The organism is Methylobacterium sp. Leaf123 (genome assembly GCF_001423405.1).
Classification (GTDB): Bacteria; Pseudomonadota; Alphaproteobacteria; order Rhizobiales; family Beijerinckiaceae; genus Methylobacterium.
The window spans coordinates 87,093-102,012 of sequence record NZ_LMNS01000040.1 but is presented as its reverse complement, the minus strand read 5'-3'; the positions used below and the strand labels follow the sequence as shown (position 1 = coordinate 102,012).

The window sequence follows — 14,920 nt, the reverse complement described above, 5'->3', positions numbered from 1 at the left end:
CGTTGCCCGTCCTCGATAGGGGACGGGTTCGGCAGGTTGGCGACAGGGTCGGGATTCCGGATGATCGAGGACTTCATACACGTCAGCATCACGTCCCGTGATCTGGAACGGAGCATCCGGTTCTACGAGACCCTCGGCCTCAAGGCGATCAAACGGTTCGGCGTCGTCGACGAGGACGGCATCGCCCGGGCCTTCCGCCTGCCGAAGGGCCGGCTCGCCGTGGCGTACCTGGCCGCCTCGGAGGCGCAGGGCAGGATGTTCATCGACCTGGTGCAGTGGCTCGATCCCGCGCCCGAGGGTGAGCCGTACGCCGTGCCCAACAACGTCGGGCTCAACCGGATCGCGTTCCGCGTGAGAGATCTCGATGCGAGCGTCGCTGAGATGAAGGCGAAGGGCATCGCGTTCCTGACCGAGGCGCCCCAAGACTTCGGGCCCGGCATCCGATGCATCGTCACCACCGATCCGGATGGGGTCTTCGTCCAGCTCATCGAGGGCCTGTAGCGCCGGTCCCGAGCCACCCATCGCCTCGAACCGCGTCGGTCGTGTGCCGCTGTAGTTCCCCCTACGAACGCCAACCGGACCGTCCCATGCAACATCCCGACGAGACGAGGGTCATCCTCTCCCACATCGCGACGGACGGGTCCTCGGATTGCGAGCACCGGGTGGTGCGTGCCGAGGTCATCACGGACCCCGCCGGGACGCCGGTCTTCAAGGCCAGCCATCTCTGGGGCACGGCCGGCGGGATCGCGTCCGTGGGGACGGGCTTGGCACCGGGGCGGGTGGCGGAGCCGTGGTTCCCCGTTCCCGGAGGTGTCCGGTTCCGCCTCTTCACGATCATGCCGGCGCCGAGGGATGCGGGTGACGGTCGGGCCGCATCGGGTCCCGGGGATCTCAAAGGCGGCAGCGTGGCCGGCTTCTCCGACGCCTTCGACCTGGGACATCCGGGCATGCACCGGTCCGATACCGTCGATTACGCCTTCGTGGTCTCCGGCGAGATCGTGCTCGAAGTCGAACGCCGCGAGACCCGTGTCGGTCAGGGTGACCTCGTCGTCCTTCACGGGGGCTGGCACAACTGGCGCAACGATACCGACCGGCCGGCAACGCTCGTCGCGGTCATGGTCGGTGCGCATCGCGTTACCCCCTGAGGGATACCCGAAGCGCACCGAAGAGGGTTCCAGGGGTCAGGATGCGGGCCCGGACCAAGCATCGATGCCGAGGCGGACCGCGACCGAGACGAGCGCCAGATAGGTCAGGATCATCCCGAATCCGCGCAATGGTCCGTGCGCGCGATACATGCCGACGGCGTGGAGCAGGCGGCCGCCGGCGAGCATCACCCCGATGACGAGAACAAGCGATGTCGGGGCTTGTCGAGCCTCGACCAGGGCCATTCCGATCACGCCGAGCGGGATGTACTCGATGAAGTTCCCCTGCGCCCGGATACGCCGGCGCAGGGCTTCGTCCACGGCGTCCCCGACCAACTCCCCGACCGTGAGCCGACGCAGGGTGACCGGAACCGACAGGGCGATCAGGGCGATGGCGAAGACCGCCACGAACTGGGAGGTGATGGGAAGGGCGGACATGGATCTCAGCGCGCGCTGTCGATGATCATCCCGCCGTCCGGCGTGAGGGTGTAGCCCGTCAGGAATTGTGCGTCCTTGCTTGCGAGGAACAAGACGACGGGCGCGATGTCCTCCTCCGGCGAGCCGTAGCGACCGAGGGGATTGGTCGGCGGCGGCACGTTGGCCTCGGCCCCCCAGGTCTCCGCGACGGGCAGGACGTTGTTCACGGTGATCTTGTCGGCACCCCATTCGCGGGCGGCCGTCCGCGTCAGGGCACGCACCGCCTCCTTGGCCATGTTGTAGGGCCCCATGCCGGCGAGGCCGGAGACGCCGGCCATTGAGCCGAAGTTGATGACGCGCCCTTCGCCGCTCGCCTTGAGGTGGGGGTGGCAGGCCTGCATGGTCCGCAGGTAGGCGACCGGGCCCATCTCGAAGTTGCGCTGGAGCTGCTCGACCGAGAGGTCGATGATCGACGAGTACGGCGCGGTGGGATCGAAGGCGTTGTTCACAAGGATGTTGATCCGGCCGTAGGAGGCGACCACTTTGGCGACGCCCGCCTCGATCTGCCCGGCATCGGCGAGGTCGCAGACGACGCCGAGGGCGGTGCCGCCGGCGGCCTCGATGTCGGCGACCACGGCATCGACGTTTGCGGCGGTGCGGGAGAGGACCGCCACCCTGGCGCCTTCCGCGGCGAACAGCTTGGCGGTGGCACGCCCGATGCCGCGGCCGGCACCGGTCACGAGGGCGATCTTTCCGTCGAGTCGGTTCATGGATTTCTCCTTGGGTTTCGTTTCGTTCGAGGGGCGGGGCGTCAGAAGGCAGCCGCCAGGGGGTACGGCGAAGGGATGGCGCGGGCGGCGTTCTGGGTGGTGAAGGACGCGGCCAGCAGGGCGAGCCCGATCACCGCGGGAAGCGCGCCGAGGGGCTTGCGGACGCCGAGATGGGCGAGGCCGGACAGCACGAGATGATAGAACAGGCCGGCATAGGCGAGGTCGCTGAGCGCCACGCTGAACCGCGATAGGATCACGACTGGGCCGGCGATCTTCACCGCGGCCATGAACGGCACGAGGTATGCGGGATAACCGAGGTCGGCTAGCGCCTGCCGGGTCCAGGTCCCCTTGGTGACGTAGAGGAAGGCGGAGGTCAGGTAGAGTAGGCACAGCAATGCTGTGTTGGACCAGTAGACATAGATTTCAGGCATGGCTCATCCACTCCTGTCGCCGGGGCGGCAGGTTTTTTTGGCATCGACGGGATTGTTTGGGAAAACCCGTTCTTCGGTTGCGCGATTGAGGCGCAAGTCGAAAATGTCAGCTAAGATGGATAGCGACAAGTAGGATGAATAAGCAGTGTCTAGTATGGAAAATCAGACCAAGCCTCATGGGGCGGTCAACATGCATGAGGAGATGCGGCGCGCCTTCTCGCTTCTCTCAGGCAAGTGGAAGCTTGAGATCATGTGGCTGCTCAACCAGCGGGTCTACCGCTTCGGGGAGCTGCGAAAGGCCATACCCGGCGTCACCCAGCACATGCTGACCGCGCAGTTGCGGGAGTTGGAGGCCGACGGCTTGGTGGACCGCACCGTGTTCGCCGAGGTGCCGCCGCGGGTCGAGTACGCCATCACGGAGAAGGCGCGGGGCCTCGGTCCGACGATGGAGGCGTTGAACGCGTGGTGGCAGACCTACGGAGGCAGCCTGCCGCAGCGGCCGACCTCCCGCGGTCGCAAGGGTGCGGGTGGCGAGATTTGAGGGTCAGGCGGCGAGCGCCGCGCTCGGGGTCAGAGCTTCGGCCTTGCAAGCGCGGACGCAGGCACGGGCGAGCGCCTCGGTCGCGTCCACCAATTTGGTACGCATCTCCCCTTCGACCCCGGCGAGCGCCACAGGGATCTCGGTGCATGCCATCACGACCTCGTCACAGCCCGCGGCGACCAAGGCCTCGGCCTGTGCGGACAGGATCTCCGTGGCTTGGGTCTCATCAGCGAAAGGCCGTTTCGACGCCTGAACCCACACTCTTGGATATGAAATGGACGAGCGGCCGGCGTGAGTTCGTCGGCGTCGTACCCATAGCCGCTCAACCCGGAGCCCCCTTCGTCGTGGCGGTCGGCGTCGACTACGAACAGGCCCTTGCCGGCGCTCACCAGCGGGGATCGTGGGTGCTGAGTGTCTCAGCAGCCGCGTTGGCGGCCGCCCTGCTCGGGACCTGGTGGTTCGCCGTGAGGTTCATTCGCAGACCGCTCGCCCGCCTGATCGAGGTTGTGGAAGGCTGGCGTAGAGGCGATGGCCAAGCCTGCGCAGGTGCAGTCGAGGCCGTAAGTGAAATCGCGCAACTCGGGCGCGCCTTCGACGACATGGCTGAAGCGGTCGCCAAGCGGAAGAAGCGGCTTCGCGATGCCCTCGAGAGCACGACTGACAGCGTCTGGGCCATCGACAAGACCTAGCATGTGACCTTCATCAACGGGCGCGCCCGCGCGCACCTAGAAGGCCGAGAGCTGGTCGGTAAGCATCTTTGGGAAGCGTTCCCGGAGCTGGTCGGCGGTCCGGTCTGGGACGCCTTCCGGAGGGTCATGAGCGAACGTGCTCCCACAAAAGTCACCTTCCATAACGAGACCGTCGGCGGCCACCTCGAAGCCAATGTCTTCCCTTCATCGAACGGCGGCATTGTCACCTTCACCAGGAACGTGACCGAGCAGGTTCGAGCACAGGAGGAGCTCCGCCGCCTTGCCTATCAGGACCCGCTGACAGACCTGCCGAACCGCAGGAGCTTCTGGGAGATGACGGCAAGTGCCTTAGCGAGCGGTGAGCCACTCGCCGTGGTCCTGCTGGATCTGGATGGCTTCAAGCACGTCAACGACACCTTCGGCCATGGCGCAGGCGACGAGTTGCTGCGCGAGGCGGCGACGCGCTTGGCTCATGCCCTCGGCAGTGACGGAACGCTCGCACGCCTTGGGGGAGATGAGTTCGTGGCCTTAATTTCCGGAGCGTCGGTGGGTGCATCCGCCGAGACTACCGCCCGGCGGATGCTGGGAAGCCTAGGTGAGCGATCCTTCCTGGTCAGAGGGCATGTGCTGCCGATCGTCGCGAGTGCCGGCGTCGTCGCCGCCACCGCCGGTGAATACGACAGTCCGGAGAAGCTGCTCGCCAACGCTGACCTGGCGCTCTACGCGGCGAAGGCCGCTGGGGGCGGGGTAGTGCGGACTTTCACGGCGCGTGACCGGGAGGAGTATGAAGCCCGGCGCCTCTTGGAGGATGAGGTCGAACGAGCGGCTCTGTGTGGCGAGTTCGAACTCCACTACCAGCCGCAGGTTCGCCTCGCTGATGGCATGCTCGTGGGAGCGGAAGCCCTCATCCGCTGGCGGCATCCTGAGCGTGGCTTGCTGACGCCCGCGGTATTCCTGGAGACGCTCGAAGCAAGCCGGCACGCTCGCACAGTAGGGGCGTGGATCATCGGCGAGGCTTGCCGACAGGCCGCGTCCTGGCGCAAGGCTGGGTTCGAGTTGCGCCTGGGCGTGAACCTCTTCGCCGAGCAGTTGGTGGCTGGCGACCTCGTCGAGGTCGTCGAGGACGCACTCCGCTCCGCCGGCTTGCCTGCGGCAGCGCTTGAGATTGAGTTGACGGAAAACATCGCACTGCGACAGCAGTCGGCCATGCTCATACTGTGGTTCCTGTCGCTGGCCGATGCCCGCGAGCGCATCGAGGACTGGAGGTGCCACTACAACGAAGATCGCCCCCACACGGCCCTGGGCGGCTTGACGCCCCGAGCCTTCGCCAACCAAGCTGTCACAGCCCGAGAACTTGCATAGGCCGTGGACCACAAACCGGGGCAACTCCATTCGGACCTTAAAGCCATACCTCAGGGCGGACCACTTCAGTGGGGGCGGATCACAAGCCCAACGACAAACGCCCATTCCGTCCGACGGTGATCGCGGCAGCCATCAAGTGTTTCAACGGAATCACCTCCCAAGCCGACATCCGAACAGGCAGGGTGAACGGTCCGGAAGAGGTCAAACTGTGGATCGGCGTTGAGGCGTCTCATCATACGCTTCTTCTAAAGGCTGTAATCTATGTCTAGATTGTTCTGGGCATGGTTGCGATCGGCATCGTCCGACAGGCAAACTACATGCGGCAGTACAGTCGCCCGCCCGACGTTGCCAGGTACTCAATACCCGTCACGCGATCTTGGATGCCGAACACGCCGCGCAGGTTCCGGATAACCATTCCCGCTCGACCTGCACTCCACCCTCGGTCATGGTGGGGTACTGGTCGATCCACCGGTCGGACCAACGGCCGCCCGCCTCGGTGAGCGAAGCACGCCGCGCGGCATGAATCCTATGGCACGGACGCGTCACCTTCCCCAGGAGGCAGTCCAGGGCCAGCTGGGCGACCAGCGACGTGACGAACCCGAGCTCGACAGGCCCGTACGGCTGATAGTGGGCGCCGCAAGCGGGCTCTTCAAAAGCGACTGCCCGCTCGTCGGGCCAAGCCACCACCCGGAAATGGGGTACCCCCGTCCGGTCCAGCCCGCACCTGAGGCAGCCACCCCCAGGCGTGATGGCCACCGCATGCCCCGCGACAGCGTGCGCCTCGGTCCAGCCGTAGACGACGGGCATCGGCCTGCCCAGCCGGCACTGCCAGTCATTGAGTTGGCTTTCCGCGCGCCAATCCCCCATCGCCGACACGATGAGGTGACTTCCCCGGAGCGTTCCTTCATCGACGGCCAACATCGCCTGCGCCACGACCGGGAAGGCATCGAATTTCCCGTGCGGGTAGTCAATCCGCAGCTTCGCAGCCAGCCCTTCCGCCTTGTTCCCGCGCACGCAGGCGGCGCCGAGCGGATGGCGCCCGACGTTGGCCCAATCAAGTGCATCATGGTCGATAAGATTCAGGTGCCCGACGCCCGCCTGCGCGAGCGCGACCGCCACCGGCGCGCCGACCGATCCACAGCCCAAGACCGTGACCGTCGCGCCTGTCAGCCGTTCCGTGCGCAGATCGTGCCCGCGACCGTGGATCCAAGGGGCATCCGCTCGCGCCGGCTCGTCGCGCACGACGGGATCGCTGCCAAGGTATCGCCGTACCAGCAGTCCGCTCGGCAGGCGTGAGGGCCGGAAGCCGTCGTAAAGTGGCGCTGTCGAGCCGCCGCAGCTGCGTGCGCCCCGCGGGGGCGCGATAGCGGCCGTCACAATCCCAGGGCCGAACCGTCCCTCCGCGGCGATGACCGTGACGATGCTGTCCGGCCGCGCGGAGACGAGGTCCGATAGGAGACGCGGTGCCTCGCCGCCACACTTCTCCACCAAGACCTGCACGTCCCGCGCCGTCCTCGGGTACTCGGACGGCAGCATCGGCCGGTCGAGCCACACGAGCAGGCCCTTTTGCAGTCGCGACGGGCGGAGGACTTTGTCTCCATAACGGTTCCGCAGCCAACCCGTGACCTGCTCCTCGGTGTCTCCGAGCAGGCGGATGCCCGTGGTCTGCCAGACGGCGATCTCGCGTGACGGCCGCTCTAGCCGCAGGATGCTCGTCAGGCGTCCGTCCGAGGCGTTCCGATCGTAGCGCCAGTAGGTGAGGAACTCATCGAGGAAGTCCCTCTCCACCATGCCCCCTTCCAAGAGGTCCCGAACGAGGGTGCAGCTCTTTCCGAGCAGCCGGACCACCACTCCGGCCGGATCGTCGGGATCGAATTCGCTCATGTTGGCGAGTAGGCACAGGCTGCCATCGCGCTCGACGTGGGGCCACGTGAGGAACGGCGGCCGTTCCAGCAGGCCGAACTGCGGTCGTACGAGCGGGAAACCCTCGGGTATCAGCACGTCGATGTGCCGTGGATGCGGTTCGCCGAAGTCGACGGGCAGTCGCCAACCCGACTTTATCCGGAAACGGTGGTGGTATGCGGCGAGGGCCCTTCGTCCCAACGGTGTCGGGTCGACACCGTGCAGTTCCCGGAGGCACTCGCGAACCCTCTCGACAGCCGCATGCCGCCGGATCGACGCCTCATGCATGGCGTCCGCTGCCTCGCTCCCGCACAGATCCGGCAGCGGTCGCGCCCTGGGAGATCAGCAGGCCGGACGAGAGCGCCGCCGGCCTCGCCACCGACGGGGCAGGGGCCGGCGTGACGACGTGACCGGCCCGGTCGTGGTCCATGTCATAGACCGGTCCGGCCCCGAATGCCCGCCTGACCGCCGGGGAGGCGTTGGCGAGTGCGTTCGGCCCGAGGGCAGTCTGCCGTCCGTTCAGGTCGGACTGGATGGCCTCGGAGGTCGAGACTGCCTTGCTGGTGGCGCAACGGACGCTCCTGTCGCCCCGGATGCCCACCCTGCTGACCGGGGTCTCCCCGAACTCCGAGCCTATTGCGATGCCCATCTCGCGGATGCCGGGCAGCGTCGCCTTGCAGAGGTTGAACGAGGAGCGAAGGCCCCCGGAGAGCATGACGGCGGCGTCCACCGTACTCGCCGGCTCGGTCGCCAGCCGCGTGCCCACGGCCACAAGGCCGTGGAGGCAATCGCCGATGAAGCGTACCTTCCTGGCGCCGAAGTCGTCCCGGGCGCAGGCCGCCAGCTCGCCCCGGATGACGTGCAGGTTCGCCGTCATCTCGGCGATGCGTCGACCCCTGATGCACGCGTCCACGTAGGCGGTGAAGCCGGATAGATCGGCGAAGACCGAGGCGAGCCCCATCCTGATCGAACGGCTCGGCATCAACTCGGCGAAGTCGATGGTCTTGAGCGGCGGCTCGTGGCGGTGGAAGCGGAACGTCGCCTCGGGGGAGGTGAGCGCGGTCAGATCCATGTCCGTTTGCAGAGCGCGGACCGCGGCGAGCACCCGTGCCCGGATCGGCGCCGGATCGAGGCCGGACCACGCCTGGCCGTAGCCCGCGTTGGCAAGCCCGTATTGACGGTCCTCCGCGAGCGAGGTGGAGCGCTCCGAGGCCCAGCCGACGCTTGGTTCGCCCAGAACCTCGCGGGCGCGGTCGCTGAGATAGATGCCGGGATGGTCACCCTCTGCCAGCTTGGCTGCTTGGTTGGCCGGGCTGCCGAGGAAGAGCGGCTCCATATCCGCGCCCCGACCGCTGCTCACGGCGACCGCACGCCCCGTGTCGATACCAATCCTGACCCGGGTCTGGAGGCGGGCGCCGCCGATGTTCTGGCCGGCGGCCTCAATCGTCTCCTTCAAGGTCACTGCGAATGCGACGGCCCGGAGGACGCGTTGGCGCTCGTCCCCGACGGGCGTCACCAGGACGGCGTGCAGCCGGGGGCCGTGGTAGTCGACGCGCTGCGCCTCGAACTCCTCCACGACCCTATCGGTTGCCGAGTAGTGGAGGTGCAGGAACTGTAGGACGCGCTTATGGCTGGCTTCGGTCTCGCGGCCCTGATCCTGAAGCCGATCGTGGTAGTCGAGCAACTGGACGTAGACGTGCACACCATCGACGAGAACCGCGCGGTTCCGCGGGACGGCAAAGATAGGCGACTCATCGAAGCCGAGCCTCTTGCCGCGGGCCTGCGCGTCCCGAACACGCTGCAAGAGGTACGTTTGGTCAAAGGTTCGCACGTCGATGGCCGACTGCGGTACGGTCGTCATGAACCGCGCGATGCGGTTTCGGCTTCGGATCGGATCCCAGGCCATGTCGGCACCCAAGGCTAATTCGAGGACAGGAAGGCGACGAAGCGCTTGCGGTGCTTGTCGAAGAATTCGACCGGGCTCGGCAGAAAGGAGGCGCGAACGTCATTGGGGAGTAGCTCGAAGACCGCGTCGCTGACGCGGACCCGCCCGCCCGACTGTTGGGTGTCGGGCTTGAACTGCTCGTATCGCGCCGCCTCGTTGACGGGTTGGCCGACGATGGTGAAGGCGATGCGGTCGCCGCCACCGAAGTCGCCGACGGATACCTCCCCCAGGTGCAGGCCGATCCGGATGCCTACTGGCGCCGAGGCTTCCGCTGCTGCCGCCTGGACGCGGCGGGCGGCCTCGAGCGCCGCCCTTGTGGCTCCGGCAACGCCCTTACTGAGGCGAGGGGCGTCCGGGCATAGCCAGAAAGCCATCACCGCATCGCCCATATGCTTATCGACCTGCCCGTTCGACCGCTGAATCTCCTCCACCTGCGGGTCCGTAAGCCGACGGAGGGTGGCTCCCACCTCGACGGCGTCCCGCCCCTCGGAGTGGGCGGAGAAGCCCGAGAGGTCGCTGAACCAGATCACGGCCATCCTCTTGACCGGCGGGATGGCCTCCGCGCCATTGAGTAGGATGGCGCTGGTCGCCTGCACGCCCTCCGGGCAGACCAAGCGCGCGATAGCCCGGTCACCCCTGTTGAGATCCCGCGCCTGGCTCGCCCTCTGCAGGCTCGCCTCGTCGAGTTTCGCGACCAGGGCCCGCGCGACGGTCTCGTACCAAAGGGCCCTGGTTTCCCCGGCGAGTGCGTCGATTGTCGATCGGTCGATCCTCCACACCTTGGATCGGTAGGCTGCCACAACGTCGTTGCCGCGTACGGGTGAGGAGCCGGGCGCGCCCCGTAGGAATGCCATCTCGCCGATTATCTCGCCCCGTTCGCGGCGGGCGATGGGGCCGCCGGCCATGACCTGAAGCAGTCCCTCCTCGACGATCCAGAGGCAGTCCGCCTCTTCACTGCCTGAACAGAGGGCTTGGCCCTCGTGGAGCGTCTGAACCCGAAGCTCGTCGTGGAGGGCGGCTGTTAACACAGCCGGGTCGGGACAATATTTCTCAAGGAACATACTTATTCCAAGGCTACGGTTTTGCATGATTATTCCTAGAAATCGTAATGGCTGCGATGCCACAATGATTGGCTGAGCCCGACACTGGAAACCCAGGCTGCGCGAGCGACGATGACGCTCGTCCAGCTTCGGCCGGGCGCAACAGCTAAGCTTTCACGTTTTGTTCCCCGCGCCGTTCCAGGCTGCCATCCCAATGGCAGCCTGGAACCTATTCAGTCGAAGCTATTAACCTCTGCTCAAGAGGAGACTGGATGAAGGTGAGCTCAAACTTTCATCACACGACCCGCTCTACGGAAGCCTGTCGGTCGAGGTGAATGTACTTCGACCGACAGGCTTCCTGCATCGGCACATGCTGTGAGAATAAACCTAAGGGCAGGCTCGGAAAATTTTGCCTCTCAAGCAGGGCCTCCCAAGAAGCAATTCCAAACATCTTATGCCTCGCGCCGCAGGAGGGGCGCTTGAAAACCATCTATTCTCCTACAGTGCTCATCTTTTGCCTCAGGCTACATTCAGAGTGCCCGGAATAATCAGGAGCACCCCGTGGTTTGCCCGCAGGTGTCGCACTTCAGGCAGGTGCCGTTGCGGACCAGCGTGAAGTTCGCGCATTCGGGGCAGGCCTCGCCGACATAGCCCTTCATCTTCGCTTCGGCCCGGCGGTCGGCGACGCTCCGCTCCGCTTTGGGCTCCGGCTTGGCGAAGGGCAGCGCTTCGATGCTGCCGAGGCTCTGCGGCTCCGCCTTGAGGGCGGTCGCGCCCCGCACGGCGTGGACCGTGCCGCCGGCCGGGGCCGTCTGGCCCGTGGCGGCGGCGGCGACGCCCGTCGTGGCGCCGGCCGGGCCGCCCTGGATCAGGGTGAGCCGGTCAGCCGAGCCGCGCAGCAGGCCGCGGGAGACGACCGTGGAGGCCGCGGGCGCCGGCTTGCCGGCTTCGCGGGTGGTGTCGCCCTCGCCGCCGCCGAGCACCGTGCCGCCGATCTCGGCCGGGTTGACGTGGGCGAGGTCGGTCCGGCCGAGATACGAGACCGCCAGTTCGCGGAACACGTAGTCGAGCAGCGAGGTCGCGTTCTTGATCGCGTCGTTGCCCTGCACGAAGCCCGCCGGCTCGAAGCGGGTGAAGGTGAAGGCCTCGACGTATTCCTCCAGCGGCACGCCGTATTGGAGGCCGAGCGAGATCGCGATGGCGAAGTTGTTCATCAGGCTTCGGAAGGTCGCGCCTTCCTTGTGCATGTCGATGAAGATCTCGCCGAGGCGCCCGTCATCGTACTCGCCGGTGCGCAGGTAGACCTTGTGCCCGCCGACGACCGCCTTCTGGGTGTAGCCCTTGCGGCGGTCCGGCATCTTTTCGCGCGAGCGGATCCGCTCGATGCGCTCGATCACCCGCTCGACGATCTTCTCGGCGGCTGCCGTCGCCTTGGCGGCGGCCGGAGCCTGGATGATCGCCTCCAGAGCCTCGTCGGCCTCCTCCTCGTCATCGGCGATCAGCGCCGAGTTGAGCGGCTGCGAGAGCTTGGAGCCGTCGCGGTAGAGGGCGTTCGCCTTGAGCGCGAGGCGCCAGGACAGCAGGTAGGCCGCCTTGCAATCCTCGACCGTGGCGTCGTTGGGCATGTTGATGGTCTTGGAGATCGCCCCCGAGATGAAGGGCTGCGCCGCGGCCATCATGTGGATGTGGCTCTCGACCGAGAGGTAGCGCTTGCCGGTGCGCCCACACGGGTTGGCGCAATCGAACACCGCGTAATGCTCGGGCTTGAGGAAGGGCGCGCCCTCCAGCGTCATCGCTCCGCAGACATGGGTGTTGGCGGCCTCGATCTCGCGCTTCGAGAAGCCGAGGAAGGGCAGCAGCTCGAAGGTCGGGTCGGCGAGCTTCTCCGCCGGCACCTTGAGGGTGTCCTTGAGGAAGTCGTCGCCGAGGTTCCAGCGGTTGAACACGAACTTGATGTCGAAGGCCGACTTCAACCCCGCTTCCACCGCCGCGATCTTGTCGTCCGGGAAGCCCTTGGCGCGCAGCGACCCCGGATTGACCGCGGGCGCCTGGCCCATGGAGCCGTGGCCGACGGCGTAAGCCTCGATCTCGGCGATCTCGGATTCGCGGTAGCCCAGCGCCCGCAGGGCGTCCGGCACGGCGCGGTTGATGATCTTGAAGTAGCCGCCGCCTGCGAGCTTCTTGAACTTCACCAGGGCGAAATCGGGCTCGATGCCGGTGGTGTCGCAATCCATCACGAGGCCGATCGTGCCGGTCGGCGCGATCACGGTGGCCTGCGCGTTGCGGTAGCCGTGCTGCTCGCCGAGCGACAGCGCCCGGTCCCAGGCCGCGCGGGCATGGGCGCCGATATCGGCCTGCGGGATGTTGGCGTGGTCGAGCGGCACGGGGCTGACGTTCAGGCCCTCGTAGCCGGTGGCCTCGCCATGCGCCGCGCGGCGATGGTTGCGGATCACCCGCAGCATGTGCGCGGCGTTGTCCGGGTAGGCCTCGAAGGTGCCGAGTTCGGCCGCCATCTCGGCGGAGGTGGCATAGGCCACGCCCGTCATGATCGCGGTCAGCGCGCCGGCCAGCGCTCGGCCCTTATCGGAATCGTAGGGCAGGCCCATGGTCATCAGCAGGCCGCCGATATTGGCGTAGCCGAGGCCCAGCGTCCGGTACTTGTAGGAAAGCTCGGCGATCTCCTTCGAGGGAAACTGCGCCATCATCACCGAGATTTCGAGCACCACGGTCCAGAGCCGGTTGAGGTGCTCGAAGGCCGCGACGTCGAAATGCTTGGCCTGACGATCGTACATCGTCAGCAGGTTGGCGCTGGCGAGGTTACAGGCCGTGTCGTCGAGGAACATGTACTCGGAGCACGGGTTCGAGGCCCGGATCCGCCCGCCCTCCGGGCAGGTGTGCCAGTCATTCATCGTGGTGTTGAAGTGCAGGCCCGGATCGGCCGAGGCCCAGGCCGCCTCACCGATCTTCTCCCACAGGTCGCGCGCCTGGGGGGTCTTCACGACCTTGCCCGTGGTGCGCGAGGTCAGGCTCCACGGCCCGTCCGCTTCCACCGCGCGCAGAAACTCGTCGGTCAGCGAGACCGAGTTGTTGGAGTTCTGGCCGGCGACCGTGAGGTAGGCCTCCGAATCCCAATCGGTGTCGTAGACGGGGAAATCGATCTTGGTGAAGCCCTGGCGGGCGAACTGCACGACGCGCTTGATGTAGGAGTCCGGCACCATCGCCTTGCGGGCGGCCTTGATCTCGCGCTTGAGCGCCGGGTTGCGCTCGGGGTCGAAGCAGGCGTCGCCCTCAGCCTCGCACTGGGTGCAGGCCTTCATCACCGCGGTGAGGTGCTTGGAGACGACCTTGGAGCCGGTCACCAGCGCGGCGACCTTCTGCTCTTCCTTGACCTTCCAGTCGATGAAGTTCTCGACATCGGGATGGTCGATATCGACGATCACCATCTTGGCGGCGCGCCGCGTGGTGCCGCCCGACTTGATCGCGCCCGCCGCGCGGTCACCGATCTTGAGGAAGGACATCAGGCCGGACGACTTGCCGCCGCCGCCGAGTTTTTCGTTCTCCCCGCGCAGCATCGAAAAATTCGAGCCGGTGCCCGAGCCGTACTTGAACAGGCGCGCTTCGCGCACCCACAGATCCATGATGCCGCCCTCGTTCACGAGGTCGTCCTGCACGGACTGGATGAAGCAGGCATGCGGCTGCGGGTGCTCGTAGGCGGTGGCCGACTTCGTCAGCACGCCGGTCTTCGGGTCGCAGTAGAAGTGGCCCTGGCTCGGCCCGTCGATGCCGTAGGCCCAGTGCAGGCCGGTGTTGAACCATTGCGGCGAGTTCGGCGCCACCATCTGGCGGGCGAGCATGAAGCGCAGCTCGTCCATGAAGGCGGCGGCGTCTTCCTCGGAGGAGAAGTAGCCGCCCTTCCAGCCCCAATAGGTCCAGCAGCCGGCGAGCCGGTCGAACACCTGGGTGGACGAGATCTCGGAGACGAAGCGCTCCTCCTCGGGCAGTTCGGCAAGAGCGGCCTCATCCGGCACGGCGCGCCAGAGGAAGGAGGGAACGCTGTTCTCCTCCACCTTCTTCAGGCGGGCCGGGACGCCGGCCTTGCGGAAATACTTTTGCGCCAGCACGTCGGCGGCGACCTGGCTCCAGCTCTCCGGCACGGAAATGTCGTCGAGCCGGAAGACGATCGAGCCGTCCGGGTTGCGAATCTCGCTCACCGCCTTGCGGAAGGCGATGGTTGCGTAGGGCGATTGGCCTGCCGTGGTGTAGCGCCGCTCGAACCGCATGAATCCCTCTCCCTCGGAGCCAAGCGACCCCGTGCCGCGGCGCAGGCCGCGGATCATGGATGAAAAACTGGATGTGCCTCGGCCGGTTCGGGGCCCGCAGCAGACGACGTGGGACCCTGTCCGATCATGCGGAAACGGGGTTTTCCCAAACCCCGCCGAACCGTTCGAAGCGATGCACGGACCTTACGTCCGAGCGGCCATCTGCGTCAATAACTAGTGCCGGCTACCCGTGTTCCGCGCTAGATGTTGTGTCCTGCGTCATAAACCTGTGGATATTCCAGTCGGTTCGCTAAGTGGCCTTTCGGCTTGATCGAATCCGCCGGGAAATTTTTTCGGTCCACAGGGAAGGCGGTGGGTTTGGCCGCCCGCGACAGGGCCGGACAGGGTTAACGGGTGCGCGA

At 66.4% G+C, this 14,920-nt stretch carries 12 protein-coding genes and 2 pseudogenes; 6 read left to right on the top strand and 8 right to left on the bottom strand.

Annotation, left to right across the window (positions count from 1 at the left end; translation table 11 throughout):
- Positions 1-60 precede the first annotated feature (60 nt).
- Both ASF53_RS24270 and ASF53_RS24265 read left to right on the top strand, forming a co-directional pair.
- Positions 61-501, top strand: coding sequence for a VOC family protein (locus ASF53_RS24270; RefSeq protein ID WP_056205128.1), 441 nt, complete (start codon positions 61-63; stop codon positions 499-501).
- Positions 502-587: 86 nt separating this feature from the next.
- Positions 588-1,145, top strand: a complete 558-nt coding sequence (locus ASF53_RS24265; protein WP_056205125.1) for a cupin domain-containing protein — start codon at positions 588-590, stop codon at positions 1,143-1,145.
- A gap of 36 nt (positions 1,146-1,181) precedes the next feature.
- Here the strand turns inward: ASF53_RS24265 and ASF53_RS24260 are convergent, their stop codons facing one another.
- From ASF53_RS24260 to ASF53_RS24250, 3 genes are read right to left on the bottom strand one after another with little or no spacing between them, the layout of a single operon-like run.
- Positions 1,182-1,580 carry an MAPEG family protein gene (locus tag ASF53_RS24260; protein ID WP_056205122.1) on the bottom strand — a complete coding sequence of 133 codons (399 nt, stop codon included), beginning with the start codon at positions 1,578-1,580 and terminating at the stop codon, positions 1,182-1,184.
- A gap of 5 nt (positions 1,581-1,585) precedes the next feature.
- Positions 1,586-2,329 carry an SDR family NAD(P)-dependent oxidoreductase gene (locus tag ASF53_RS24255; RefSeq protein ID WP_056205119.1) on the bottom strand — a complete coding sequence of 248 codons (744 nt, stop codon included), beginning with the start codon at positions 2,327-2,329 and terminating at the stop codon, positions 1,586-1,588.
- A 41-nt stretch (positions 2,330-2,370) separates the two neighbouring features.
- Positions 2,371-2,760 (bottom strand): DoxX family protein, encoded by a 390-nt coding sequence (locus ASF53_RS24250; protein ID WP_056205115.1) that lies wholly within the window; start codon positions 2,758-2,760, stop codon positions 2,371-2,373.
- 154 nt (positions 2,761-2,914) lie between these two features.
- Between ASF53_RS24250 and ASF53_RS24245 the strand changes: the two genes are divergently transcribed.
- Entirely contained in the window at positions 2,915-3,301 is a 387-nt protein-coding gene (locus tag ASF53_RS24245) for a winged helix-turn-helix transcriptional regulator (RefSeq protein ID WP_056205113.1), read from the top strand.
- A 3-nt stretch (positions 3,302-3,304) separates the two neighbouring features.
- Here the strand turns inward: ASF53_RS24245 and ASF53_RS26960 are convergent, their stop codons facing one another.
- Entirely contained in the window at positions 3,305-3,562 is a 258-nt protein-coding gene (locus tag ASF53_RS26960) for an aspartate/glutamate racemase family protein (RefSeq protein WP_056205110.1), read from the bottom strand.
- Between the two features lie 83 nt (positions 3,563-3,645).
- Between ASF53_RS26960 and ASF53_RS26470 the strand changes: the two genes are divergently transcribed.
- From ASF53_RS26470 to ASF53_RS26955, 3 genes and pseudogenes are all read left to right on the top strand, one after another.
- Positions 3,646-3,990 carry a hypothetical protein gene (locus ASF53_RS26470; protein WP_210168544.1) on the top strand — a complete coding sequence of 115 codons (345 nt, stop codon included), beginning with the start codon at positions 3,646-3,648 and terminating at the stop codon, positions 3,988-3,990.
- 3 nt (positions 3,991-3,993) lie between these two features.
- A pseudogene (locus ASF53_RS24230) lies at positions 3,994-5,187 on the top strand (putative bifunctional diguanylate cyclase/phosphodiesterase); the annotation flags it as partial.
- 21 nt (positions 5,188-5,208) lie between these two features.
- A pseudogene (locus ASF53_RS26955) lies at positions 5,209-5,352 on the top strand (integrase core domain-containing protein); the annotation flags it as partial.
- Positions 5,353-5,718: 366 nt separating this feature from the next.
- Here the strand turns inward: ASF53_RS26955 and ASF53_RS26950 are convergent.
- The 4 genes from ASF53_RS26950 to ASF53_RS24205 form a co-directional block, all read right to left on the bottom strand.
- On the bottom strand, positions 5,719-7,542 hold the full coding sequence (locus tag ASF53_RS26950) for a ThiF family adenylyltransferase (RefSeq protein WP_286134699.1): 1,824 nt from the start codon (positions 7,540-7,542) through the stop codon (positions 5,719-5,721).
- Positions 7,535-9,058, bottom strand: a complete 1,524-nt coding sequence (locus ASF53_RS24215) for an adenylate/guanylate cyclase domain-containing protein (RefSeq protein WP_286134698.1) — start codon at positions 9,056-9,058, stop codon at positions 7,535-7,537. Before ASF53_RS24215 ends, ASF53_RS26950 begins: the two co-directional genes overlap by 8 nt.
- Before the next feature lie 116 nt (positions 9,059-9,174).
- A complete protein-coding gene (locus ASF53_RS25455) occupies positions 9,175-10,260 on the bottom strand; it encodes an adenylate/guanylate cyclase domain-containing protein (protein ID WP_245517605.1) in 1,086 nt (361 codons plus the stop codon).
- Positions 10,261-10,787: 527 nt separating this feature from the next.
- Entirely contained in the window at positions 10,788-14,519 is a 3,732-nt protein-coding gene (locus ASF53_RS24205; protein WP_056205293.1) for a vitamin B12-dependent ribonucleotide reductase, read from the bottom strand.
- Between the last annotated feature and the right edge of the window lie 401 nt (positions 14,520-14,920).